Source organism: Rhizobium sp. YTU87027, from assembly GCF_050644135.1.
In the GTDB taxonomy this organism is placed as follows: Bacteria; Pseudomonadota; Alphaproteobacteria; order Rhizobiales; family Rhizobiaceae; genus Rhizobium.
Window position 1 is genome coordinate 1,381,881 of record NZ_CP098441.1, and the last position, 22,125, is coordinate 1,404,005.

The 22,125-nt window shown below is 57.8% G+C and carries 18 protein-coding genes and 3 pseudogenes; 10 read left to right on the forward strand and 11 right to left on the reverse strand.

Translation table 11 applies throughout. From position 1 onward, the window contains the following. The first annotated feature begins 180 nt into the window (after window positions 1-180). The 4 genes and pseudogenes from NBG89_RS25405 to NBG89_RS25420 all read left to right on the forward strand — a co-directional run bounded on the left by NBG89_RS25405 (window position 181) and on the right by NBG89_RS25420 (window position 2,236). Window positions 181-618 (forward strand): universal stress protein, encoded by a 438-nt coding sequence (locus NBG89_RS25405; RefSeq protein WP_431323093.1) that lies wholly within the window; start codon window positions 181-183, stop codon window positions 616-618. Between the two features lie 38 nt (window positions 619-656). Next, on the forward strand, window positions 657-1,040 hold the full coding sequence (locus NBG89_RS25410; RefSeq protein ID WP_431323094.1) for a phasin family protein: 384 nt from the start codon (window positions 657-659) through the stop codon (window positions 1,038-1,040). A 90-nt stretch (window positions 1,041-1,130) separates the two neighbouring features. Beyond that, window positions 1,131-1,496: pseudogene (locus tag NBG89_RS25415) on the forward strand (IS110 family transposase); the annotation flags it as partial. Between the two features lie 390 nt (window positions 1,497-1,886). Then, window positions 1,887-2,236: pseudogene (locus NBG89_RS25420) on the forward strand (hypothetical protein). Between the two features lie 113 nt (window positions 2,237-2,349). Here the strand turns inward: NBG89_RS25420 and NBG89_RS25425 are convergent. After that, complete coding sequence (locus NBG89_RS25425; protein WP_431323095.1) at window positions 2,350-4,998, reverse strand: erythromycin esterase family protein; 2,649 nt, start codon at window positions 4,996-4,998, stop codon at window positions 2,350-2,352. 279 nt (window positions 4,999-5,277) lie between these two features. Between NBG89_RS25425 and NBG89_RS25430 the strand changes: the two genes are divergently transcribed. After that, window positions 5,278-5,667 (forward strand): DUF302 domain-containing protein, encoded by a 390-nt coding sequence (locus NBG89_RS25430; protein ID WP_431323096.1) that lies wholly within the window; start codon window positions 5,278-5,280, stop codon window positions 5,665-5,667. A 241-nt stretch (window positions 5,668-5,908) separates the two neighbouring features. Here the strand turns inward: NBG89_RS25430 and NBG89_RS25435 are convergent, their stop codons facing one another. The 6 genes from NBG89_RS25435 to NBG89_RS25460 all read right to left on the reverse strand — a co-directional run bounded on the left by NBG89_RS25435 (window position 5,909) and on the right by NBG89_RS25460 (window position 12,237). Beyond that, window positions 5,909-6,445 carry a 3'-5' exonuclease gene (locus NBG89_RS25435; protein ID WP_431323097.1) on the reverse strand — a complete coding sequence of 179 codons (537 nt, stop codon included), beginning with the start codon at window positions 6,443-6,445 and terminating at the stop codon, window positions 5,909-5,911. Between the two features lie 393 nt (window positions 6,446-6,838). Next, window positions 6,839-7,774: an ABC transporter ATP-binding protein gene (locus tag NBG89_RS25440; protein WP_431324550.1), complete on the reverse strand. Its 936-nt coding sequence runs from the start codon at window positions 7,772-7,774 to the stop codon at window positions 6,839-6,841. A 189-nt stretch (window positions 7,775-7,963) separates the two neighbouring features. Further along, window positions 7,964-10,588 carry a magnesium-translocating P-type ATPase gene (mgtA, locus tag NBG89_RS25445; RefSeq protein WP_431323098.1) on the reverse strand — a complete coding sequence of 875 codons (2,625 nt, stop codon included), beginning with the start codon at window positions 10,586-10,588 and terminating at the stop codon, window positions 7,964-7,966. Between the two features lie 65 nt (window positions 10,589-10,653). Continuing rightward, entirely contained in the window at window positions 10,654-11,040 is a 387-nt protein-coding gene (locus NBG89_RS25450; protein WP_431323099.1) for a DUF5335 family protein, read from the reverse strand. A 4-nt stretch (window positions 11,041-11,044) separates the two neighbouring features. Further along, complete coding sequence (locus NBG89_RS25455; protein WP_431323100.1) at window positions 11,045-11,410, reverse strand: SPW repeat domain-containing protein; 366 nt, start codon at window positions 11,408-11,410, stop codon at window positions 11,045-11,047. 305 nt (window positions 11,411-11,715) lie between these two features. Continuing rightward, complete coding sequence (locus NBG89_RS25460; protein ID WP_431323101.1) at window positions 11,716-12,237, reverse strand: Hsp20/alpha crystallin family protein; 522 nt, start codon at window positions 12,235-12,237, stop codon at window positions 11,716-11,718. A 479-nt stretch (window positions 12,238-12,716) separates the two neighbouring features. On the opposite strand from NBG89_RS25460, the gene NBG89_RS25465 reads away from it, so the two are divergent. Next, window positions 12,717-13,049 carry an ATPase inhibitor subunit zeta gene (locus tag NBG89_RS25465; protein ID WP_431323102.1) on the forward strand — a complete coding sequence of 111 codons (333 nt, stop codon included), beginning with the start codon at window positions 12,717-12,719 and terminating at the stop codon, window positions 13,047-13,049. 65 nt (window positions 13,050-13,114) lie between these two features. Beyond that, window positions 13,115-13,854, forward strand: a pseudogene (locus NBG89_RS25470) (PAS-domain containing protein); the annotation flags it as partial. A gap of 120 nt (window positions 13,855-13,974) precedes the next feature. Here the strand turns inward: NBG89_RS25470 and groL are convergent. Continuing rightward, the gene (groL, locus tag NBG89_RS25475; protein ID WP_431323103.1) at window positions 13,975-15,591 is read right to left on the reverse strand and encodes a chaperonin GroEL; all 1,617 of its coding nucleotides are present in this window, start codon (window positions 15,589-15,591) and stop codon (window positions 13,975-13,977) included. Window positions 15,592-16,027: 436 nt separating this feature from the next. Here groL and NBG89_RS25480 point away from each other — a divergent pair, with 436 nt between their 5' ends. Further along, window positions 16,028-17,578 (forward strand): AAA family ATPase, encoded by a 1,551-nt coding sequence (locus tag NBG89_RS25480; RefSeq protein WP_431323104.1) that lies wholly within the window; start codon window positions 16,028-16,030, stop codon window positions 17,576-17,578. Between the two features lie 265 nt (window positions 17,579-17,843). On the opposite strand, the gene NBG89_RS25485 is transcribed toward NBG89_RS25480, so the two are convergent. Further along, window positions 17,844-18,491, reverse strand: a complete 648-nt coding sequence (locus NBG89_RS25485; RefSeq protein WP_431323105.1) for a BON domain-containing protein — start codon at window positions 18,489-18,491, stop codon at window positions 17,844-17,846. 221 nt (window positions 18,492-18,712) lie between these two features. On the opposite strand from NBG89_RS25485, the gene NBG89_RS25490 reads away from it, so the two are divergent. Both NBG89_RS25490 and NBG89_RS25495 read left to right on the forward strand, forming a co-directional pair. Further along, complete coding sequence (locus NBG89_RS25490; protein WP_431323106.1) at window positions 18,713-19,363, forward strand: BON domain-containing protein; 651 nt, start codon at window positions 18,713-18,715, stop codon at window positions 19,361-19,363. Window positions 19,364-19,619: 256 nt separating this feature from the next. Continuing rightward, on the forward strand, window positions 19,620-20,078 hold the full coding sequence (locus NBG89_RS25495; RefSeq protein ID WP_431323107.1) for a pyridoxamine 5'-phosphate oxidase family protein: 459 nt from the start codon (window positions 19,620-19,622) through the stop codon (window positions 20,076-20,078). Between the two features lie 428 nt (window positions 20,079-20,506). Here NBG89_RS25495 and NBG89_RS25500 read toward each other — a convergent pair whose 3' ends face one another. Both NBG89_RS25500 and NBG89_RS25505 read right to left on the reverse strand, forming a co-directional pair. After that, window positions 20,507-21,547, reverse strand: a complete 1,041-nt coding sequence (locus NBG89_RS25500) for an IS110 family transposase (protein WP_431323108.1) — start codon at window positions 21,545-21,547, stop codon at window positions 20,507-20,509. Window positions 21,548-21,753: 206 nt separating this feature from the next. Next, window positions 21,754-21,990 (reverse strand): hypothetical protein, encoded by a 237-nt coding sequence (locus NBG89_RS25505; RefSeq protein ID WP_431323109.1) that lies wholly within the window; start codon window positions 21,988-21,990, stop codon window positions 21,754-21,756. Window positions 21,991-22,125 lie beyond the last annotated feature (135 nt).

Consider the following 22,125-nt stretch of genomic DNA (forward strand, 5'->3'; position numbering starts at 1 on the left):
GCTGTTTCCTCACGGCTTCTTTGCACATCCGATGCCTGCGTACCTTGACCTTGGTCAAGGTAGGGGTGCCTTGCGAGCAATTGGTGAAAGACGGCGGGCGCAGTTTCCTCGCCGGATATTGACAAGGATCAAAGACGGGCGAGCGACCTGCCGTAGTATTTATTCGAGGAGGAGAGTGCCATGTTTGCAAAGATTCTCGTTCCAACGGATGGATCCAGGCTTGCGGTCACGGCCGCAGAGAACGCGGTGGCATTTGCCAGAGACGCGAACGCATCGGTCGTCTTCGTCTGCGTCATCGAACCGTTTCGCATCTTCACAACCGACAGCGACAAGCTGGCAGCCAGCCGGGAAGACTACGATCGGCTGTCGGATGAACAAGCCGTTCAATTCCTAAACGAGGTCAAGTTGCGCGCTCGTCATCAGGGAGTTACCTGCTATACTGTCAAGCTCCGAAGCGATGAGGTGCACGAAGCCATCGTCGAAACAGCCGGTCTTCATGGATGCGATCTGATCGCAATGGGATCGCATGGCCGCGGGGGCGTCGCCGCGCTGATCCTCGGTAGTGTTACGAACAAAGTCCTCAGTCATTCGCGTATCCCCGTGCTCGTATTTCGGTGAAGGAATGGGAAATTTACGTGCCAATGGGAGAACCGAAAATGATCCAAGACACCGACCACATCTATCCCATCCCTTCGAATCTTCCGGCTATTGCGGCTGCGGAGAAGCTTCTGGAGGCGGGCGTCGGTTTTCAGGTCCAGGTCTTGAACGCGGCGGCGGAGCTCCAGATCGAATCCTTCGATTTCCTGATGCGACGTTACCAGCAGCAAGTGAGGCTCGTTGGTGATCTTGTCGGCAGCGCAGGATACAACGACGCGCTCGATGTCATCGGCGATTTCGTTCGAGTTGCTAAAATCGACTACGCCGGCGAAGCGAGCAATATGCTCATGATTGGTTCGAAGTTGGCCTCTCAGGCAGCGCATCGCATGCGCGAGGAGGCCCGTACGACGTTGGAGAACAGCGCGGCGCGAACGGTCGCATAGCTCTCTGAAGGTTGTTCCATATCCGTAAAATGCCGCTATCAAATTTGTTGGCGGGGCGACCCGGCCAGCTATCATCATCGACCGCCAGCTCGCCAGATCAAGCGGCTCGATCTTGAGCAGGTTTTCGACAAACTGCCGCGTTGCGTAGTTGGCATGGAAGCTTGCCTGAGCGCACACTTCGTCAGCCGGGTGTTGCGCGGTCTTGGGTTCGCCCCACGTATAATTCCCGCCATATGCGGCAAGCCGTTCATAAAAGGGCAGAAGAACGACTACAATGATGCGGAAGCAGCCATGCGGACCAATCAGCAGATGGTACCAGAAAAGGGCCAGGATCAGCTCGATCTGCAGGAGTTGCACCGGGTCCGTTCGCGTCTTGTGTCACGCAGGACGGCGACGATTAACCAGATCCGCGCATTCTTCATCGAAGAGGCCATTGCCCTCCGCCGGGGCCTTCACAGCGATTGGTCTTGGCACAGATTTTCTTCGGAAGCACCAAAGCGGCTTCGACTGCCACTCCCTTCTAAGGGGTGAGCGTCACCAAAACTGGAATTGCCCGCAGTCCGTGCGGTCGCCGCAGCAGAAGTTGATTTCACGCCGACGCAGTGGAGCAGTATTTTATAAGACAGGAAAGTGCCGATGGCGTTTTCGGCACGGAATCTGAGCCGCAGTACGCCTTCCTCGCAATCGCATCCTAATCATAGCCGTGAGGCGCAGGCGACCTACCCAGACCGCAGGGCGTCCGGTAGCATACAACTAATCAATGCATCGAGAAGACAATGCGTTCTTGCCAATCGGTGAAGCAACTTCTCGGCGTTTCTTCGAGGGCTGCCTCCAAGGAGGTGTGCAATGACACTCGTCACATCAACCGTGTCCCTCATCACACTCGCGGCTATCTCTGTCGGAATCCTAATTAGAGCCGACGCCCATCAAGCGAAGAGCGGCTGGACTTATCCTCCAGCGTGCTGCAGGACTCACGATATTGGTGGAGATTGTGAAGCCATTCCCGCTCAGGATATCAGTCCAGGGCCTCGTGGCTTTCCGTCTTCCTACATGCGGGAGACCACCACCTCGCGACAAAAGCACACTTGTTCTTCATCCCATATGGCGAAGAGATGCCCTCCGGCGATGGCCGGTATCACATCTGCCTTCATCCGACGGAAAACGACTGTTTCTTCGCGCCGCCTGACAGTGCCTAGCCCTGTTGCCCATGGTCGCGCCATTTTGCGATTCCTCATTTAAGATAGTGGCTGATCCCAACCCGAGCTCTCAACGCGGGTTACTTGCTTTGTCAAATTGCGTTCTTGCAAGATCACACGCCAAACGGATAAGTCTCATCCTCGCCGGTGGTTACCTGTGTCGGCAGTGGAACCACCGCACTTGTCTGATCGAACCACACAAACGCGTCGTACTGGCCGGGCATCGACGCATAACTGTAGTGGCTCCAGCGCTCAGTATCTGGCCGATAGACAACGCCGATGTAGCGTTCAAGTCGTGGTTCAGCCATGACGCGGCGAAGATCTTCATGTTTCCCGGCGCGAAGATCCAGAAGGAAACGCTCGGTGCCGACGTCGTGGCATAGCGCTTCATAGCTGTCGGGGCGAGACGGTCGGACGGCCTTGATTTCCATCGGTGCGTCCCATTCCGACGCTGCCGCGACGGTACCGGTATGCGTGCCATAGCCGATCAGGGCTGCATCGTTTCCGTAGGTCTGTCTACACAACTGGCCGAGGTTCAGTTCGCCCCGCTCCATACCCATATCGGTAAACCGGGCGTCTCCAATATGAGAGTTATGTGCCCAAACGACGGCTTTTCCGTTTGAGTCTGTTTTCTTAAGGATGTTCTGCAACGTGTTGAACATATGCTTGTCACGCTGATTCCATGACTCGTGGGCGCCGTAGTACATGGCGCGATAATAGCGCTCCGCATCTGCTACCAGAAAGGCATTCTGCACGGCATCGAAGAAGTCCGCGCCATCCTGCCTGGCGTACTGAAGCTCCTTCTGCAAAAGATCGATCAGGATCCTTATTATTGGTCCCTCGCACAGGGCGTAGCCTTCACTCAGTGATGCGCGGCCATAGGCGGCCGGCTCTCGCGACCACGGCGAAAGACACGCGTATCGCCCACGTGCCAGTTTCGCGGCCTGAGGGTCGACGCGGTCGAGATAGGCAAGCACAGCGGCCATCGATGCCGTCATGTTGTAGAGGTCGAGGCCATAAAATGCGACCTTCTCGCCTAGCGGTTTCAAGGCATTATGGGTGCGCAGAAATTCGATGAAGGCATCAACATCCTTGTTGCGCCACATCCAGGTCGGAAAGCGGGTAAACGGCATCGGGTTCATCGGCCGATGCGGGCTCCGCCGCACGTAACGGTCGATTGCTGCGGCATCCGGCCAGTCAGCTTCGACTGCGACAATTGTGAAGCCGTGTCTTTCGATCAGCCGGCGCGTGATGGCAGCGCGCGCCCGGTAAAACTCCGAGGTTCCATGGGACGCTTCACCGAGCAACACTACACGAGCCTGGCCGAACCGGTCGAAGGCGTCGGCGAAGGCCGGATCGTCCAGCGCGGGCAAAGGCTCGGCGGCGGACCGTAGTACTTCCGCTATCGATGCCTGCGATACTGGCTGCGTGGCCGCGGATCCGTGGCTGAGGGCTTTCGGGGCGAGGTAATGCTGGAACCAAGCAGTTGCCATCTCGGTCACCGCCTCAAGTGCGCCAGGTTCCTCGAACAGATGGGTGGCGCCGGGGACGACCCTCAACAGTTTCTCGCAGGTCAGGGCGGCAAGGGCTTCGCGGTTTAAAGCAAGAACCTGCTCGTCATGGCCACCGACAATGAATAGCGTTGGCGCTCCGACCTCGGTCAGCCGTCGCCCGGCCAGATCTGGACGACCGCCACGCGAAACTACCGCCGATACCCGCTCCCGAAGCTCCGCCGATGCTAGCATTGCTGCTCCTGCTCCGGTGCTTGCTCCGAATAGGCCTAACGGCAAATCAGCGATGTCCGGCTCAGCACCGATCCAGATCGCAGCCTCGAGCAAGCGCTCCGCGAGAAGCGGGATATCAAAGACGTTGCGACGGTCTCCTGCCTCGTCCGCCGTCAGCAGATCCAAGAGAAGGGTTGCGAAGCCCGCGTCATTCAAGCTGTCGGCGACGGCAATGTTCCGTGGACTGAGCCGGCTCGACCCGCTGCCATGAGCGAACAGGATAATGCCGCGCGGGTCCGGCGGAACGCTCAAATCGCCAACCAGACCGAGTGGCGGGACAGCAATCTGCCGTTTGCTGGGGCTCGGCTCGGCTTTTTCGGATTCGGTCCATCCCTGCCTCAGAAGTCCAATCGTCTCTTCATCGGTGAGCTGGTGGAAATCCTCGTAAAAGGCGCCAACGCCCCAGAAATCTTTGGCGGGATGAAGGCATACGACCACGTCGGCATATTGACGCATCTCGGCGAGTGTTTCTTCCGGCGCGACTGGAATGGCGAGAACGATCTTTGCGGCACCTTGGCCTCTCATGGCAATAAGCGCCGCTTTCGCCGTCGCCCCTGTGGCAAGTCCATCATCGACAATGATTACGGTGCGACCCTTGGGGTCTACTCGCGCGCGGTTGCCGAGGTACAGCGCGCGGCGGCGCTCAAGTTCGACAAGTTCGCGCTGTCGGGCGCGTTCAAGGTAGGCATCGTCAGCACCACTCGCCAGCCGGACATTCTGGTTGATGACCGTCTCGGGGCTTTCACCATCCACAACGGCGCCCAGCGCGACTTCAGGCGCGCCTGGCGCGCCAATCTTGCGTACAAGGATCAAATCGAGCGGAGCATTTAGGGCGCGCGCGATTTCTAGCGCCACCGGCACCCCACCGCGTGGCAAGGCATAGGCAACTGGACGATCGAGCTTCAGCTTGACGAGCTTGGTTGCAAGCTGACGACCAGCATCTACCCTGTCCAGGAACTGAAAGTGTTGTTGATCCATCAAATGAATATACGTGATCTCTAATTTGCTGCATTGAGCGAAATCAAACCACTTCTAAGATCGCGATCCGTTCGGCTTCTCGCCAACTGGTTTTGGGATTGAGAGTGTGCCGACCACGCGATTTTCTTCGTTCAACACGGTCAGCGATCGAACTTGAGGCTGGTCCCGAATTACGAGCGGGCCGAGCTGTAGAACAAGCGTAGATCAAGTTGATCTCGATCATAGACAATGCGGGCCCGGTGGTCGACTTTTTGAAGTCACTTAAGGAAGGAGATCGAAATGACCTACACTCTGGATCGCACACTCGGCAAGGTTAGCTTCCAGGATGCCGTCGAGCGGACAAAGGCCGCACTCTCCAGGCATGGTTTCGGGGTGCTGACAGAGATCGACGTGAAGGCCACGTTTAAGAAAAAGATAGATGCCGACGTCGAAGACTATTTGATCCTTGGTGCCTGCAATCCTCGAATGGCCTTTGAGGCAATGAAGCTCGAGCCGAAGGTCGGAGCGATGCTGCCGTGCAACGTCATCGTCCGGTCGATCGACAGTGGTGACATCATGGTGAGCGCCATCGATCCGGTTGCCTCCATGAAGGCGATCGACAACGCGACGCTTCAAGGGCTGGCCGGTAGTGTACGCTCGATGCTTGCTGACGTAATCGCCGATATCTGATTGGTGGCTCCGGCCTAAAGGCTCCCTAGTCAGCGTGAATGTCGTTGAACGCGGGCGCGGCCACCAACCCCAATTCATCGACGCCCACAACGCGCATTGGGCGACGCCCGACAATGGTCGCCGAGTGCCTCTCGGTATTTAGAGAAGACAGCCCAACGGCCCAGCCACCAAAATGCGGAATCTCTGAAACTCTACGGTTTCGAATTGCTCCCACCGGCCTGTCAACCGAGTACCGTTTCTGTCAGGAGGCGGCAATCTTCCTTGCTGTATCCCGGACTAGACCGAGCCGTTTAAGCTCGAGGAGTGCATCAGGAAGGGCGCGATGAGCCGGGTTGTCGGGCTCCGACCGTGCGATGACATTGGCGACCAAGGCCGGAATGTCGACTGTAGCGCCACCCGTATTGAGGATAGCTGACGCCACCTCGGCAAAGAGATCGTCGGATTTCCGCAGTCGCAACGCATGACGTGGCATTCCTCCGCCTCGAAGTAGCGCGCTGAGCCACTTCCCGTCCCACGAAGGCGAACTCGCATAAAGCTCGTTTCCTGAGAGCTCCGCCATGAGTTCCCTGACGACGAGTTCGACGTCGCTTCCTTCCTCTCGCAGGCGATCGCGCGAGATACCGTGGACCTTTTCCGCATCTGCGGACCAGTCCGTCCATCCGGGCTTTGGCTTGATCAGGAACGACCGCGAGCGACCGTCCTCGAAGACCCAGGCGATTTCGATGGGGTAGCTGTGCTTGCTGAGGGAGGAGGCTTCGAAGTCGAGGAATACGATCATGGCCCGTAGTTAGGGCGGCACCGAGTTGGCCGCAACGCCCTCCCCGAGGGGAGATCACGATCCGATCCCGTTCTCTTGATCTTTCGATGGGCCAGCCCAGCTCGAACGCGTCAACGTCGGCCACGACCATTGGATCGAGGCGGCGGCGGAAATCGCTCGTGAGGACGGTCGCCGCAGGGAGAGGGTTGGCGACGAATCTCTAAAAACCGTGCGAATTCGCGATCGCAGCGGGGCAGATGAACTGCTGCAGGGCAGTGGTGCGATGCCCGTGGAGGGAAGGGACACCACGTCTGTTCAAATCGGTTTCACCTCGACTCCTCTTGCGACGAGCCATTGATGTCGTTGGCAGACAATGTCCTGAATATTCGGACCGTCAAATGGGTGCCCGTGAATTCAAAGCGCGACACTTGGCTGGCGCGAGTCCAGAGTGCTTGCGTCGCGGATAAGCTCGTATTTGACCTGAGTGACCCGCAGATCGCGGTACCAGTCTACGAGCGCTCCCCAAGGATCCGACACCTTGTTGAGGCCGGCAATGAAGGCAACGACTGTCCCAATCTCGATCCTGCCCGTTATGACGTAGTAGCCACCGAGCGCAAAAATCCCTGCATAACCGAGCTGAAACATCAGGTTCATCAGGAAGTTGAGCGCGTACTTCAGCCTGTAGATGCTCATGTTGGTCGAAAATAGTCGCTGAACGCGGGCGGCCTGGTGCTTCGGCGATTTCGGCGAAGTGTGGTCGACCATCTCCTCGCTAAGGTGGCGCATGACGGTGATCTTCGTCTTCACCCGCTGATTGATGAGCCCCTGGAGAACAGGGACCAGGACGGACTGCGGGACGAATACGGCGATGACGGCCAGAGCAAGGAGCGGCTGAAGGTAGAGCATGTAGCTACCGACTGCCAGGAGGATGCCTGCCTGGAGAATCGGCTCTGATATACTGGTGCCGACAAACCCGCCCACAGGTTCAGCCTCCGCAAGCACGATCGACATTTCGACGCCTTCGGCCAAGGTTGTAAGATCGTCGGGATGATGCTCTTTCACATCGATGACTTTCATGCGAAGCCACCGGATCGCCACTTCCCCAATCCAGCCGCGGTAGATGTTCAACACGAGCTTGATCCCACCTTCACCAAGGACGAGCGCCAGGTAGACAAGCACGAGAGCGAGGATCGTGCTGAGGGTTGTCCCCTGCGTCGCGCCGTTTACGATGCGCCGTTGAACATCGAGCGGCAGAATTCCCACGGCGAACAAGAGAACCGACAGCAACACCAACATCGCCTGATGGCCCCGTCCCATCATCAAGATGAAACCGGAAAGTCTCCGCGGCATGGCGTCTTCCTTGCGAGATGGCATATCCGCCTCCGTGTCTTCCTGCGCGGGTGCCTCGTGTCGTCTGCCCTCAATTCCCATCGCGCGTCCTCCTGAGAGGACATTCAGCCAGATCCTGGCCTTCGCTTCATTGACCCATCGCAATTTCACTGCCGTTCGGTAGGTCACGCGGCGATCGAGCACCTATTCCTACAAGCCCCATCTTCGGGCAAACCAAACCTTCGCCAGATGCGCGAGGATTGCATAGGAAAGGAGGATCGCCGCCAATATTGGCCAGTACAGAAGAGGCAGAGAGACGAAGCCCAGCGCGCCTCCGACGCCAGTAAAAGGCAGGAGAATGCCGGTGCCCGCGATGAGGAGGCTGGTTGTCACCAGGGCGGAGCTGGCTGAGCTTTCAATGAAGGGAATACGGGCAGTCCGTATGACATGTATGATCAATGTCTGCGTCAGTAGCGACTCCACGAACCATCCCGTCTGGAACAAGGCGGGGTTCGTCCACGCCTTGAACATAAACAGCATCATGGCGAACGTCAGATAGTCGAAGATCGAACTGACCGGGCCGAGCACCAGCATGAACCTGAAGATACCAGCTATGTCCCACCGCCGCGGCGATGCGACGTATTCCTCGTCGACCGTATCGGTCGGAATGGCCGTTTGCGAGACGTCGTAAAGCAGGTTGTTGGTGAGAACCTGGATCGCTGTCAGGGGCAAAAACGGCAGGAGGATGCTTGCGCCAAGGACGCTGAACATGTTTCCAAAATTCGAGCTCGCGCCCATTCTGATGTACTTGGTGATATTTGCGAACACCTTGCGCCCCTCGATGACACCCTCTCGCAGCACCAGCAGGTTCTTTTCCAACAGAATGATGTCGGCCGACTCCCGAGCTATATCCACGGCGCTGTCGACCGAGACCCCGACGTCGGCGCTCTTGAGTGCCGGGCCGTCGTTGATGCCGTCACCGAGGAAGCCGACCACGTGCCCGCCCGCCCGCAGGAGCCGGACGATGCGCTCCTTCTGACTCGGCGTGAGTTTCGCAAAGACCGTGGCAGACTCTGCCGTCGTCGTAAGCTCGACGTCCGTCATTGCGTCGAGATGCGGGCCGAGAAAGATGTCCTTGGCCTGGATTCCGACATCGCCGCAGATCTTCCGTGTGATGACCTGGTTGTCTCCCGTAAGTATCTTCACGCGAACGCCGCTGGCTTCCAGCGCAGCGATAGCCTTCGAGGCACTCTCCTTTGGCGGGTCGAGGAACGAAATGTAGCCGAGCAGAACGAGGTCGCTTTCGTCTTCGACGTCGTAGGCCGGCGTCGTCCCGCTCATTTCCTTGTAGGCAACCGCGACGACACGAAAGCCGCTCTTGTTCAGCAGCACGGTCTCCTGCTTAGCCGTCTCGAGATGCCCCGCGTCCAGGGTTCCGATAGCCCCGGCATCTTCGTATCGCGTCGAGACCGCGAATATCTCCTCGACCGCCCCTTTACAGATGAGAATGTGCTTGTCGCGTCTGTCGGAGACGATCACAGACAACCGACGACGAGAGAAGTCGAATGGGATCTCGCCGATCTTTTGGAAATGCTCGTCGACTCCAAGAGCTTCGTGGACGTCGCCGTGCTCCAGAACGGCGACATCAAGAAGGTTCTTCAGTCCTGATTGAAAGTAGCTGTTGAGATAGGCGTAGTGCAGCACGCGCGGCGAATCCGCGCCATGAATATCGACGTGCTGCTTGAGGATGATCTTGTCCTGCGTCAGCGTCCCGGTCTTGTCGGTGCAAAGCACGTCCATCGCGCCAAGGTTCTGGATCGCGTCCAGACGCTTGACGATCACCTTGGATCTGGCCATCGCCAGCGCACCCTTGGCAAGGTTGACGGTCACTGCCATCGGAAGCATCTCGGGCGTCAGCCCGACGGCAATCGCGACTGCAAAGAGCAGAGCCTGCAGCCAGTCCCCCTTGGTGATCCCGTTGACGAGGAATACCGAGGGGCCGAGAACGAGAGTCACGCCGATCATCAGCCAGGTAAATCGCCTGATCCCGCGATCGAATGCCGTCTCGTCCTGCTGCGCCACGACCTTTTCGGCCAGTGCTCCAAAGAAGGTGTTTGCCCCTGTTCGGATCACCAAGCCTCGAGCGAACCCGCTGACGACGTTCGAACCCATGAAGCAAAGATTGCTCCGGTCCAGGGAACCCTCTATCGGATCACTTGAGGGAGTTGCTTGCTTTTCAACTGGCGTTGCCTCGCCGGAAAGCGCCGACTGATTCACATAGAAGTCCGTGGCCTCGAGGAGGCGGAGATCGGCAGGTATAAGATCGCCCGCCGACAGTACCACGACGTCCCCAGGGACGAGGTCGTCGACAGCGATAGCCTCAGTTTTGGGATGCGTCTCGCTTGGACGCAAAACGCTTGCTGTTGTCCTTACCATCGCACGGAGTTTCGCGGCGGCCTGGCTGGAACGATGCTCCTGGACGAATGCCATACCCACGGAAAGAACGACGATCGCAGATATGACGATCGCAGCACGGATATCTCCGAGGGCGTACGACACGAGCGCAAGTGTCAGCAGTAGGGCGTTTAGAGGGCTCTTGGCACGCGACCAGATCTCGCTGAGCAGTGGCACACGCTGCTCACGACTGACCACGTTCGCGCCGTATTGCTCTCGCCGACGTCGAGCTTCAGCCGAAGAGATGCCAGAATGGCCCGAACGAAGCAGCTCGCAAGCCTTGTCCTGCGAGCACTCGCTTATCGTCCCGAGGTTTTCGAGAGGAGATGTGGGCGAATAGATGGCCTCGGCAATCCGCGTTCCAGCTCTCACGTTCATCATGCCGCTCGAACTCCAATTTTTTACGCGAGACCGCTAGGCGGAAAGCCGCTCAAGCGATGCCGCAACTAGGCAAACGTCATGAGCTGGTGTCTGTCCCCGGCGTCGATGACTTCGATGGCGAAGACCTTTCCATCGTCATACTGTACCGATATCTTCTGCGGATGATCGACGACGTGGGTCATGCCCTTGACCGATATTTCAAGAGCGTCTTCCTTCGGTTCATAGGTGGCACCAAGTAGGGGTGCCGATCTCACCAGGACCTGGTCGCCAATTGTTGCGCCGAGGACTTCGATCTTTATTTCCTTCCCCTCCACGTCCTTGTGAAGGCGCGAGAAATAAGCAGTCCATTCGGATTTTGGGAGCACCTTAACGCCCATTATTTCATCTCCTTCTGCTAGGTAGCCGGCCGCGGAAAGCAGAGCTTCTGTCGTGCGCGATGTGTGAATGGTCATCGTCTTACTCCTGTCTCGGGCGACGCCCGCGTCCTGAGTATACGGAAATGCCCGAGAGAACGACCATCATGCCCCCGATGACAACGGTAGCCCAGTCGCCGGTACTCGGGTCTGTGACCGGCCAGACGACCCACGGCAAGGCCATGAGCCAAATGCCGAGCGCGCACTCGACAAGGGCTTCCCATTTGCCAGGAAGCACAATGCCTGCGACTGCGATCACCCCGGTTGCCAGGCCGGTCAGAAGAAAGGCCCAAGCCATCGTGTCGCCCGCCATGGGATCTCCGAAGGTGGACGGCAGCAACCACGGGAGTGCGAACACGAAGCTTCCCAGCGTCACCATTATCGGATCCTGCCAGCCTGGTTCCTTCATTGAATTCTCCCGCGGCCGAGTTCGTGACGGGTGTCAGGATAGAACTCCTAGTTCACAGTACATTGCGCTCGATCAAAATGAGCGATCAAAGAGAGAAAATCCGAGCGCGCACGGCACCTGCGCGAAGCAAACGCCGCAACGACGCGGAGCGTTAAACAGCCGCTTGCAAAAAAATGGCCCCGCGGTCGGCGGGGCTGAGTTGCTTGGACATATGGAAAGGCACCGCTTGGCGACACATCGAATGCAAGCGTACCAATCGGTTTAAACGCCGTCGCCTCAATCGGCTCCCAGACGTGGCTCACGTCTTAACCTGCCGTGATCTCGATCTTCCGATCGTTTGTCTTCGCATTGGGGGTCTTGGGCAGCGTCACCTTGAGGACGCCCTTCGCGAAGGCGGCGCTCACCTTGTCTGTATCGACGTATTCCGGAAGCTGGAAGGAGCGCTGGAAGGAGCCGTAGTGACGTTCGGAGACGTGATACGATTTATCCTTCTCCTCCTTCTCCTCGGTCTTGTCGCCGCGGATGGTCAGTATGCCGTTGGCGAGCTTGACCTCGATGTTCTTCTCGTCGAGGCCAGGGACTTCCGCCGTGATTTCGATGGCGTCGTCCTTTTCGACTACGTCAACGGCCGGTGATACGACCCAGCCGTTCGAAGCGCCGAAGGTACGTCCTAACAATGGGCGGGCTAGAGGACGCCATGACGAGGGACCAAAGTCGTCGAACAGGCGGTCAATTTCCGTGCGAAGGGACTCGAAGGGCGACCAGAAGCCGCCTTGAGCCGGAGAGGGGGTCTTGGGTTCTGTCTTAACGGGGAATTTGTCGGGCATGATCATCTCCTGTTTTCCAAGGAGGTCCGGAAGCCGGATCCCACTACACTGGCTTGCGCTCGAGAACGAGCCCGAGGATCAAAGCACGTTCCGCACCTTGGAACTTTGATTCCGGTCAAAGAACGAGTTAGCTTGCTCGATTGACCATACCGTCGCGTCCACCAAATGGAGGGACCGCAATGCTTAGGCCATGCTCGCAGCGACGACAGATCGGGCTAAACCGCCGCATTTGGTTGACCTGCCGAGGTGAAGCCCCGAAAGTCGCAGGGCGGCGCCATCGAGTGGTCCGCGCTGATACCCATCAAGGACAACACGGAAGCGATAAATCCACGATTGTTTTCGCCTCTTGATGGTCGCTACCTCCTGGACGATTGCGGGCTCGTTGAACATTGACGCATGTCAATGCGCACCTGTTCCCAATACCGATAATAGCTCTTGGCTAACAATCGGACCGACCATGGCGATTGGAGGACCAGATCATGAAATGCAACGATAGACGGAGACTGCTCGAGGATCGATACGTTCTTGATTTTGAACGGCTGCTCGAGGTGCGTTCGCGTCGAAATCACCTCCTGGCGCAGTGGGTATGTTCTTTGATCGGACGAAATGACAGGGATGCTTATGTTGCCGAAGTCATAGAAGCGGGCAGTTCGGCGCCGGGAGACGAAGTCATTCTGAGAAAGGTCTTGAAAGACCTCAAAGATGCTGGCGAGGACGTCGATGGGGCGACGATCCAGAACGAGATGCATGAACTAATGTTCATGGCGGCCGAAGATATGGCGCGCGAAAGCGTAAAGAACGAAAGCTTCTAGCGCAGTTCGACCATCTCTCCTTGTGCTGGAGTTGGTCTCCGTTCGAGTGATTTCACAGCCGGCGCCGCCGGGTCCTGCAGGCAGCGTTCTCGCAGTCCCCGGACTACCTCTATGGTAACGGACCGAAACAACAAATCCATCACCGTTAATGACAATATGGCCCGCCTTTTCCGCTTTCATGCGGCCTCGGACATGATAGGCCTTTCCGAATTCAATTTGCGGAGTGCACCGGAAGCTGAAGAGCTGTGTTTCCGGGAACAAGGCGCGCACCGGCGAGCTGGTGATCGATTTCCAAGAGCGCATGGAGCTCGAACGTGAGCTTCGCGAGAAACGGAATTTGCTAATGCTTGCGATGTACGGCATGTCCGAGGGTTTCGCCATGTTCGACAAGAAGGGCTTCCTCGTCTTCTGTAACGAACCGTACCGAGACGCGTCACACTATCTCGTGATGCTCGGGTCGTCGGCGCGCACATCAGCGACATCCTACGACGCGTGGCCGAGACTGGCGAACGGGTCGGGTTGCCCGAAGAGGCGTCAGATCACTGGATCGGTCGCCGCGACTTTGCCCATCAACAAGGACGAAGAAATCCAACTGAAAAACGGCGAGTGGCGTGCACTCAAGGCAAGGCTCGCGCATGACGACACGGCTATGGTGGTCGTGTCGGACATCACCGTGACGAAGCAGGCGGAAATGGCACTCAAACACTCCGCCCATCAGTTGAGAGCTCTTGCCGACACGGATGGGTTGACCAGTCTCATCAACCGTGGCGCCTTTGATCGCCTATTCGCCAGCGAGACTGTAGGGGTGAACTGCAAAACTTGTAGGGTGGGAAGCGGTCGGCTGCTCCGGTCCGTTGGTCATCGAGTCTCGTCCGCCACAAGAGGCGCCGCCCACAGGCGGCCTTCGGGCCGATCCTTCGGTAGTCTACGCGACTGCTTCGGGCTGTTGTGACGGTAGAGGTTCGGGGACTTCCGTCATTGTTGCCTCCGTCAAAAGAAGCACACCGGCGACCGATACTGCATTTTCCAAGGCCACACGCACGACCTTCGTTGGATCAATGATACCTTCGTCAAGCATATCAACATAACGGTTGCGCGCTGCGTCGAAACCAATCATGCCTTGGCTTTCCAGCATCCGGGCAACGACAACTCCGCCGTCGACAGCCGAATTCTCGGCAATTTGGCGCGCTGGTGCCTCCAGTGCTCGTCGCAGAATCTGAACGCCAGTTCGCTCGTCACCCTCGCAATGGGCTTCCGTTGCGGCTACGGCACTGACGCATCGTAAGAGTGCTAATCCGCCGCCAGGGACCACTCCCTCCTGAACAGCAGCCTTGGTCGCGTTTATCGCGTCGTCGAGAGCTTCCTTCTTTGCCCTCATCTCGGCTTCAGCCGGCGCGCCAACCCGGATAACAGCAACGCCACCGGATAGCTTCGCCAAGCGCTCCTGCATCTTTTCACGATCGTAGTCGCTCGTGCTCTTTTCAATGTCTCGACGGAGCTGGTCGGCGCGCCCCTTTATCTCGGACTGCTTGCCGTTACCGCCAATAATCGTCGTCGTGTCTTTGTCGACAATCACACGCGAGGCAGTTCCGAGATGATCGAGCGTGATATTCTCGAGCTTGAAACCAAGATCCTGGGAGATGAGCTGCCCGCCCGTCAGAATGGCGATGTCCCGCAGCATCTCCTTTCGACGATCACCGAAGCCGGGCGCCTTGACGGCGCAGTTATGCAAAGTGCCACGAATCTGGTTTACAATGAGGGTAGCGAGAGCCTCCCCATCGATGTCTTCGGCGATCACCAGAAGCGCCTTGCCTGATTTCGCGATCGCCTCCAGAACGCCAACGAGATCATTGAGGGCAGAGATCTTTCGATCGAAGATCAGTATCCTCACATCCTCCAGGACAGTTTCCATCTTTTCGGACTCGGTGGCGAAATAGGGTGAGATGTAGCCCCGGTCGAATTGCATGCCCTCGACGACATCGAGCTGGGTTTCCATCGTTTTCGATTCCTCGACGGTGATTACGCCGTCCTTCCCGACCTTTGCCATCGCGGTGGCAACCAGCTTGCCGATCATCTCATTGTTGTGGGCGGAGATCGCTGCCACCTGCTCCTTCTCCCTGTCCGTCGTCACCGGGCGGGAGAGCGCGCCAAGGGCTTTGATTGCTACGGCCGCGGCTCGGTCAAGACCGCGCTTAAGATCAATCGCATTGGCGCCTGCCACGACATTGCGATGACCGTCCGCCAACATCGCATGAGCAAGAATCGTCGATGTGCTCGTACCGTCCCCCACGACCTCGCCTGTTTTCTCCGCCGCCGTGCGCAACATTCTGGCGCCGAGGTTCTCTTCGGGATCTCTCAGGCTGAATTCTTTCGCGATCGTAACTCCGTCGTTGCAGACGATCGGCGTACCCCATTTCTTTTCGATGAGGACGGACTTCGACTTAGGTCCCAGTGTGAGGCGGATGGCATCCGCGAGCTTTGTCGCTCCCTGCAACACCTTACCGCGAGCTTCCGTGCTGAAAAGGATCTGTTTGTATGGCATCGCAGCCTCCCTACGCATAGCGGGCTTTGTCCAAAGCCTCCCATCTGTATTGTTCAGAATGGCGCATTTCAGGCCAAGATTGTTTGACCAGCATCAAATTTGCGCCGCGTGATCGGGTCGACGTCCGGAAATTTATTTCGCCCGCTGGGACGGCAACAGCAAGGTCGGGTCTCCTGGTCGCAAGTAGTCCATCGATCGTGCCGTCGGCGACGCATGTTCATATTGGAGTAAACGGCCACCAGGGCGCCGTGAAGGGCAGGCACATACAGCTTCGCCCACCCACGAACCATTCGCATCAATGCCTCGCGGTCATTCTCGAGGTCGAGTGTCCGCCAAGGGTCATTCGGATCACCGGGCAATTGTGCGCATTGACCAGGGTCAATGCCAAACTAGAGCACGTCGACCAGGATCTGCCGTGTGAAGAGGGAGTATCTCCATGCTCGTCCAGGACCAATCCGCAATCGTGGCGTTTCTGAAGGAAGCCTTGCGCAGGGATGAGCTTCCTGTTGAGGTCATAAATACGCATATCTCCATCATCTTCCTCTCAGGGGACCGCGCTTATAAAATGAAGCGCGCAGTCAAACTGCCTTATGTCGATTTCTCTTCGATCGAGGCTCGGTTGGCTGCATGCCGCAAGGAGATCGAATTCAACGCCATCGCCGCGCCGGAAACCTACCTTGGCGTCAGATTGATCACGGAAGACGCTGCCGGCCACTACAGTATCGACGGCAGCGGCCCGACACGCGAAGCGCTCGTCGAAATGCGTCGTTTTGATCAGTCGGCGCTGCTCGACAACGTCGCCAGGTCAGGCGGCTTGACACCTCAATTGATCAACTCGTTAGCATACGCAATAGCGCGTTATCACCGTGGCGCGAAACCGGACTACACGGTTTCAGGGCAACGAGCCGTCTCGTCGGTTCTCGAAATCAACGAAGCCGGATTTGCAACAAGCAATGTCTTTTCTCGAGAGGACGTGCGAGAGCTCACATCGAGTTTTTATCGATCCTTGGGAGGTCTCGCAGATATCCTTGAACAACGCGGGCAGGAAGGAAAAGTACGCAGGTGTCACGGCGATCTTCACCTCAGAAACATCTTCCTGCTGAACGGCGAGCCACGCCTGTTCGACTGCATCGAATTCAATGATCGGATCGCCACGAGCGACGTGCTCTATGACCTTGCATTCTTGCTGATGGATCTATGGCATCGCAGAGAGTATGCGCTGGCGAACCAGTTGATGAATCGCTACTTTGATGAGACGGACGACGAGGAAGGCTTCGAGATGCTCCCGTTCTTCCTGGCGCTTCGCGCTGCAGTTCGCGCCCACGTTCTCGCCACCAGTGCGTCGGATGCGCAGCCGCAGCAGCACGACAACCTCATCAAAGAAGCAAGATCATACTTTCAGCTCGCAGGCTCGATGCTGCGTGCAAAACCACCCCGTCTGATAGTGATAGGGGGGCTCAGCGGCTCGGGCAAGACGACGCTTGCGGAAGCCCTGGCACCGCTTGTCGGCGCCGCACCAGGTGCCCGAATAATCGAAAGCGACAGGCTGCGAAAGGCACTGCACGGGGTTCCTCCGGAGACAAAACTGCCTGCGGCAGCTTACCGACCAGAAATCTCGGCGAAGGTCTACCGGGAGATGGCTTGGCGCGCGCGGCTCCACCTGAAGGCGGGCGGTTGCGTGGTCGTTGACGGCGTCTTCGACAAGCCCCGGAACCGCAAGTTAATCGAGGAGTCGTGCAACGGCGATGAACGAATTTTTCAGGGTGTCTGGCTTGACGCTGATCCTGCACTTCTTAGACGGCGTGTCGTCGACCGCCTAAAGGGCGTCTCGGACGCCGGGATAGAGGTCTTGGAGCAACAGCTTGATCACGCGCTAGGCGCTATCGAATGGAAGCGCGTTGACGCAGGAAAGCCCATCAATGTTCTGATTGATGAGATACTTCGCCCACACGACGCATTAGGCGAAGACTTCGATGCTTCGATCTAAGAATGCGGGGGAAGCGGTCGTCAAAGAAGGGCACGCGGCCGCTGCCTTGGCTGTTCAACGTTGCGACGTGCGCGTTTCACCTACAGCTTCGCCGCCGGTTCTGGAAGCCTGTAAAACGTCCCGTTTTCGACGCCGAAGGGCGCCTGATCCATCGCCTGTATCATGTGACAAACGTGACTGTAGAATACCACCAAGCGCCGAAGCTGCGCGGCAGGAACTCGAGGCGCAAACTCGAAACCTTTGGCGCCTCGAATCCTTTCAAGCTTTAGCCGATACGCAGATGATCCTCGACCGACTTTACGCCTGCAGCCGACCAGGCGGCGTGTTCGGCGGCCTGCCGCTCGGACCAGCGCTTGACGGTTCCATCAAGCGTGACCTTGCCGTCAAGCACGTTCACTTGGATGGCTTGAGCCTCGAGTTCTGCGTCGCGCCGGAACGCTTCTTCGATCCGCCGTTTGACGTCGCTCGAGGTTGGGCGAGGGGCAACCGCGATCAGGTTGGAGATGCCGACGACGCCTGCCAGATCACGAATGGCACTCGCAGCCGCGTTTTTCTGATATTGCCATTCAACCTTGCCTTCGAGGGTGACCCAGCCGTTCTGAACCCTGACAGTGACTGCATCCCTTGGCACGGTCGTACGCCATGCCAGCGTGCTGATCGAGCGCTTGGCGATTTCGTCGTCTGCGGTGACATGAGTGCCGTACGGACGCACCTCTATTTCCTGGGCGATGGCATGCACGCCCTTCACGCGTCGCGCTGCACGCTCGGCGGCGTCCTTTTCCGCGTAGGTCGCAACGTGGCCGGTCAACGTGACCACACCACCTTCTGCCGTGACACCGATATGGGCCGCATCGATGCTAGGCTCAAATTCAAGCTCGTCCAGTACATTCTGTCTTAGCGTGACGTCTGTCATGGGAAAGCCTCCTTCCGTGTTTCGACGGGCGTGGATCTTAGTGACAAATGGGAGCTCGTACTTTGACCTGTCTCAAATGGCGCTGCGTCGGCTCCCGCGGGCCATTAAAGCCGGTGCAGAATTTAGTCTCGTTTGATCAAGCGCAATGCAGCCCTGGCAAAAGGGACGGAGCATTAACACGAGGTCTTCCCTCGATGAATTTTGGTCAATGGAGGAATGTCATGAACGATCTCGCATTACGCCAAAACATCGTCGACGAACTCGGGTTCGAACCCAGCGTCGATGCCGCCAATATCGGCGTCGCGGTGGAGGAGGGCGTCGTCACTCTATCAGGCCACGTTGGCAGCTACGCCGAAAAGATCGCTGCTGAAATGGCGGTGAAGCGCGTCAAGGGCGTGCGTGCGCTCGCGGGAATCCTCGAGGTCCGGTACGCGGGCCGCAAGCACCATGCGGACGACGAGATCGCGGCGCGGGCCTTGGACATTATCGAATGGGACGCGCTTCTGCCGGACGGCGCGATCGGCGTCAAAGTTCAGAAAGGCTGGGTGACGCTTTCAGGGGAGGTGCCGTGGCACTTCCAGAGGGTGGCGGCTGAAAAGGCGGTCATGAAGCTTGGCGGCGTTATCGGAGTAACAAACGTATTGTCGATCAAGCCCGCGGCATCCATTCCCGATGTCAAGAACCGCATCGAGGGTGCACTGAAACGCAATGCCGAGGTCGAGGCGGACCGAATCCAGGTCGACGTTTCCGGTGGCAACGTCACGTTGAAGGGTGGCGTAACCGGTTGGCGGGAACGCAGTGCAGCGGAGCGGGCTGCCTGGTCGATTCCTGGAGTCGTCAGCGTCATCAACGATCTCGCGGTGAGCGGCTGATCTGAGAATGTCGACATAGTTGGCGAGGCTGAACCCAGCCTTGCTCAACAAGTAGGATTGCCAACATGCACGCCCAAGACGGTTACAAATGGCTACGCTGGTTGGTTCTTGACCATGCGTTGCTGATAGTTCTGATCGTTATGATCGCGACGGTGTTCAGCGTGCTTTTGTATCGTGCAAACAGCAATGTCACCCGGTCGGATTTTCGTTTGCAACGATCGATCGAGGATCGACTTTGAGAAACGGAGCGATTGAGATGTCAATGGCATTGAAAAACATGACGCATGCGGAATGCTTGGAAATGCTGAAGGGAGGGCACTTTGGTCATCTGGCCTGCAGTAACGACGGGCAACCGTACGTCGTTCCCATCTACTTCGCGTTCCAGTCAAGAGTAGCCTACAGCTTCTCCATGCCCGGACGAAAAGTCGAGTGGATGCGACAGAATCCGAAGGTATGTCTTCAGGTCGAGGAATGGCCATCGAAGGGTAGTTGGAGAAGCGTAGTGCTCAGCGGCAAGTTCCAGGAGTTTCCTGACAACGACGCCTGGCACGAGGAACGTCTTCACGCGTGGTCTTTGCTCCAAAAACACCTCAATTGGTGGGAGATCGGCTCGCTGAAACCCGAGGAAGTTCCGCCGGCGCATGCCTCTCCCCATCTCTTCTACGGCATCTACATGAATGACGTCTCCGGCCGAGCCGCAATGCAGATTGGGTGAACGTGCAGGTAGCAGTGTCCTTGATCTCCCGTAAAGGCCTCCCGCAGGGAATTCAGCAGGCCGGGTTTCAGTCGAATTCCAGCCGCCCAACAGTTGTCTGTAACGGGCTATTCACCAGATTGTTGGCCGTCGTTGTCACTGGCTGCTTCTCTATTCGGCGGTTTGAAGTCAAGCGCTTTCAAGCTTTCCACTTCACCGGCATCTGACGCCTTTCGCGGGGTCTTGCTTCTCTACGGGATCGGCGCCTTGGCCCTCCCAGTATGGGGACTCCATAGAACGAGGTGGAACAATCTGTCACTCGTCCTGATCGCGATGATGTGATCGGTACAAGCAGCCTGGCGAACTCACCGCGTCCTCGTCCCGCGAAGGACATCCTTCCACCAACAAGTGGAACTTTGTTGTCTCCTTCTAACTTTACAGAGGACCAGTCAGACGGCGACCGGCATGATTTCCTTCCTGGTCCAGCGGAACTGTGTGCCGTCGCTCCAGATGCGATGCATAATCACCGCCAGTCGGCGCGCGAGCGCGACAACCGCCTTCTGCTGTCCGCGCCGCTTGGCGACGTTCATCGCCCAGGCCTTCAGCCATGACCATTTCTTCACGTTGGTCAGCAGGGTTTTGGCGGCTTCGTAGAGCAGCGTTCGCATCATGCCGTCGCCGCACAGCGAGATACGGCCCACCCGGTGGCTTTCGCCCGACTCATGGAGCACCGGCGTGAGGCCCAAAATCGGCCCGACCGCCTTTGAATTGCGGAAACGGGCAGGGATGTCGATCGTCGCGGTGTAGGCCAGCGACACGACTGGGCCTACACCCGGTATCGACATCAGCCGGCGGCAGACCGCGTCATCCCGGACGATCGCCAGAAGCTTGCGGTGAAGGGCGGCAAAATTCCGGCGCAGCATTTGACGTGCGTCGAGCAGCGGTGCGAGGATCTCGGCCAGATCGGGTATACCTTCAGTGAGCTCGCCGATACGGTGTTCGAACTTGACCGTACCGACCATGCCTACCTTGAGCCCGAAGTTGCGCAACAGTCCGCGGATGTCGTTCTCGATGGCAATCGCCTTTTCCTGCAGCAGCTTGCGCGCCGTCAGGAGGGCGCGGCGCTTCTGGCTCGTCAGGGTCTTCACATGCACCGGGCGGAACAGATTGACCCGCATCATCTGCGCTATCCCGCGCGCATCATTGCGGTCGGTCTTGTTGACCTGCGCCTTCAGGAACGCCTTGGTGTGTCGCGTCTCGATGCAGATCACCGGCAGGCCGGCTTTCGCAAGACCCTCGAACAGCCATTGGGATAAGGGCCCGGCTTCAAGGCCGATCCGCTCAAAGTTCCAGGCAGGATCCGTCAGCACCCGTGCAAGATCCACCGGATGGCTCGGCACCTTCACCTCGCGGCAAACCGTGCCTCTGTCGTCGACGATGCAAATGGCGGTCTCTTTCACCGAGACGTCCAATCCTGCATAATGTTTCATGCTGCGCTTCCTTTCCTGATGCTTGTGGCTGTTCCAGAACAGACCACGTTTTACCATCAACTCGAAGCGCAGCACCTTCCCATGCATCGTTGCCAAAGATGAGGCGCAAGCCGAATACCCCATCTGTATTGGATAGTTGAATAGCCACGTGACGGCTTCGCTCGGAACAGCCTTGTTCAGAGCTCTAGAAACTCTGCTCCCGTAACCTAGTGAACGGTGTCTGAAAACAGTTTCCCCGAAGCGCGTTCTGGCGGAAGTCTCGCAATGAGTATCCGCGAAATATCATCTACGCTGCTGATGCCGTGTTGGTAGATCTGGATCGCCAGTGCGCAGACGCGGGAGGAAACCGCCTCATCTAACGGCACACTGTAGTATCGATACCAATTCTGAACTGCGGCAGAGAGCTTGTCCAAGTCCGATGGGGTCAAAAACAGGTGGTTCATCTGTCGCTCTCCAGATCTCGGAAGTCCTATCGATACTTCCTCGTCTCTGCTGAGAAGACCTTGATTGATGTCAAAGACATCGTGTTCAAGTGTACAGCCTGAGGGGTAACTGATTTCGATTGCCGCAAATGATCG

Excerpts from the sequence above, each read along its gene's own strand:
- NBG89_RS25405 (WP_431323093.1), top strand. The coding sequence starts at position 181 with ATGTTTGCAAAGATTCTCGTTCCAACGGATGGATCCAGGCTTGCGGTC.
- NBG89_RS25410 (WP_431323094.1), top strand. The coding sequence starts at position 657 with ATGATCCAAGACACCGACCACATCTATCCCATCCCTTCGAATCTTCCG.
- NBG89_RS25425 (WP_431323095.1), bottom strand. The coding sequence starts at position 4,998 with ATGGATCAACAACACTTTCAGTTCCTGGACAGGGTAGATGCTGGTCGT.
- NBG89_RS25430 (WP_431323096.1), top strand. The coding sequence starts at position 5,278 with ATGACCTACACTCTGGATCGCACACTCGGCAAGGTTAGCTTCCAGGAT.
- NBG89_RS25435 (WP_431323097.1), bottom strand. The coding sequence starts at position 6,445 with ATGATCGTATTCCTCGACTTCGAAGCCTCCTCCCTCAGCAAGCACAGC.
- NBG89_RS25440 (WP_431324550.1), bottom strand. The coding sequence starts at position 7,774 with ATGCCGCGGAGACTTTCCGGTTTCATCTTGATGATGGGACGGGGCCAT.
- mgtA (WP_431323098.1), bottom strand. The coding sequence starts at position 10,588 with ATGATGAACGTGAGAGCTGGAACGCGGATTGCCGAGGCCATCTATTCG.
- NBG89_RS25450 (WP_431323099.1), bottom strand. The coding sequence starts at position 11,040 with ATGACCATTCACACATCGCGCACGACAGAAGCTCTGCTTTCCGCGGCC.
- NBG89_RS25455 (WP_431323100.1), bottom strand. The coding sequence starts at position 11,410 with ATGAAGGAACCAGGCTGGCAGGATCCGATAATGGTGACGCTGGGAAGC.
- NBG89_RS25460 (WP_431323101.1), bottom strand. The coding sequence starts at position 12,237 with ATGCCCGACAAATTCCCCGTTAAGACAGAACCCAAGACCCCCTCTCCG.
- NBG89_RS25465 (WP_431323102.1), top strand. The coding sequence starts at position 12,717 with ATGAAATGCAACGATAGACGGAGACTGCTCGAGGATCGATACGTTCTT.
- groL (WP_431323103.1), bottom strand. The coding sequence starts at position 15,591 with ATGCCATACAAACAGATCCTTTTCAGCACGGAAGCTCGCGGTAAGGTG.
- NBG89_RS25480 (WP_431323104.1), top strand. The coding sequence starts at position 16,028 with ATGCTCGTCCAGGACCAATCCGCAATCGTGGCGTTTCTGAAGGAAGCC.
- NBG89_RS25485 (WP_431323105.1), bottom strand. The coding sequence starts at position 18,491 with ATGACAGACGTCACGCTAAGACAGAATGTACTGGACGAGCTTGAATTT.
- NBG89_RS25490 (WP_431323106.1), top strand. The coding sequence starts at position 18,713 with ATGAACGATCTCGCATTACGCCAAAACATCGTCGACGAACTCGGGTTC.
- NBG89_RS25495 (WP_431323107.1), top strand. The coding sequence starts at position 19,620 with ATGTCAATGGCATTGAAAAACATGACGCATGCGGAATGCTTGGAAATG.
- NBG89_RS25500 (WP_431323108.1), bottom strand. The coding sequence starts at position 21,547 with ATGAAACATTATGCAGGATTGGACGTCTCGGTGAAAGAGACCGCCATT.
- NBG89_RS25505 (WP_431323109.1), bottom strand. The coding sequence starts at position 21,990 with ATGAACCACCTGTTTTTGACCCCATCGGACTTGGACAAGCTCTCTGCC.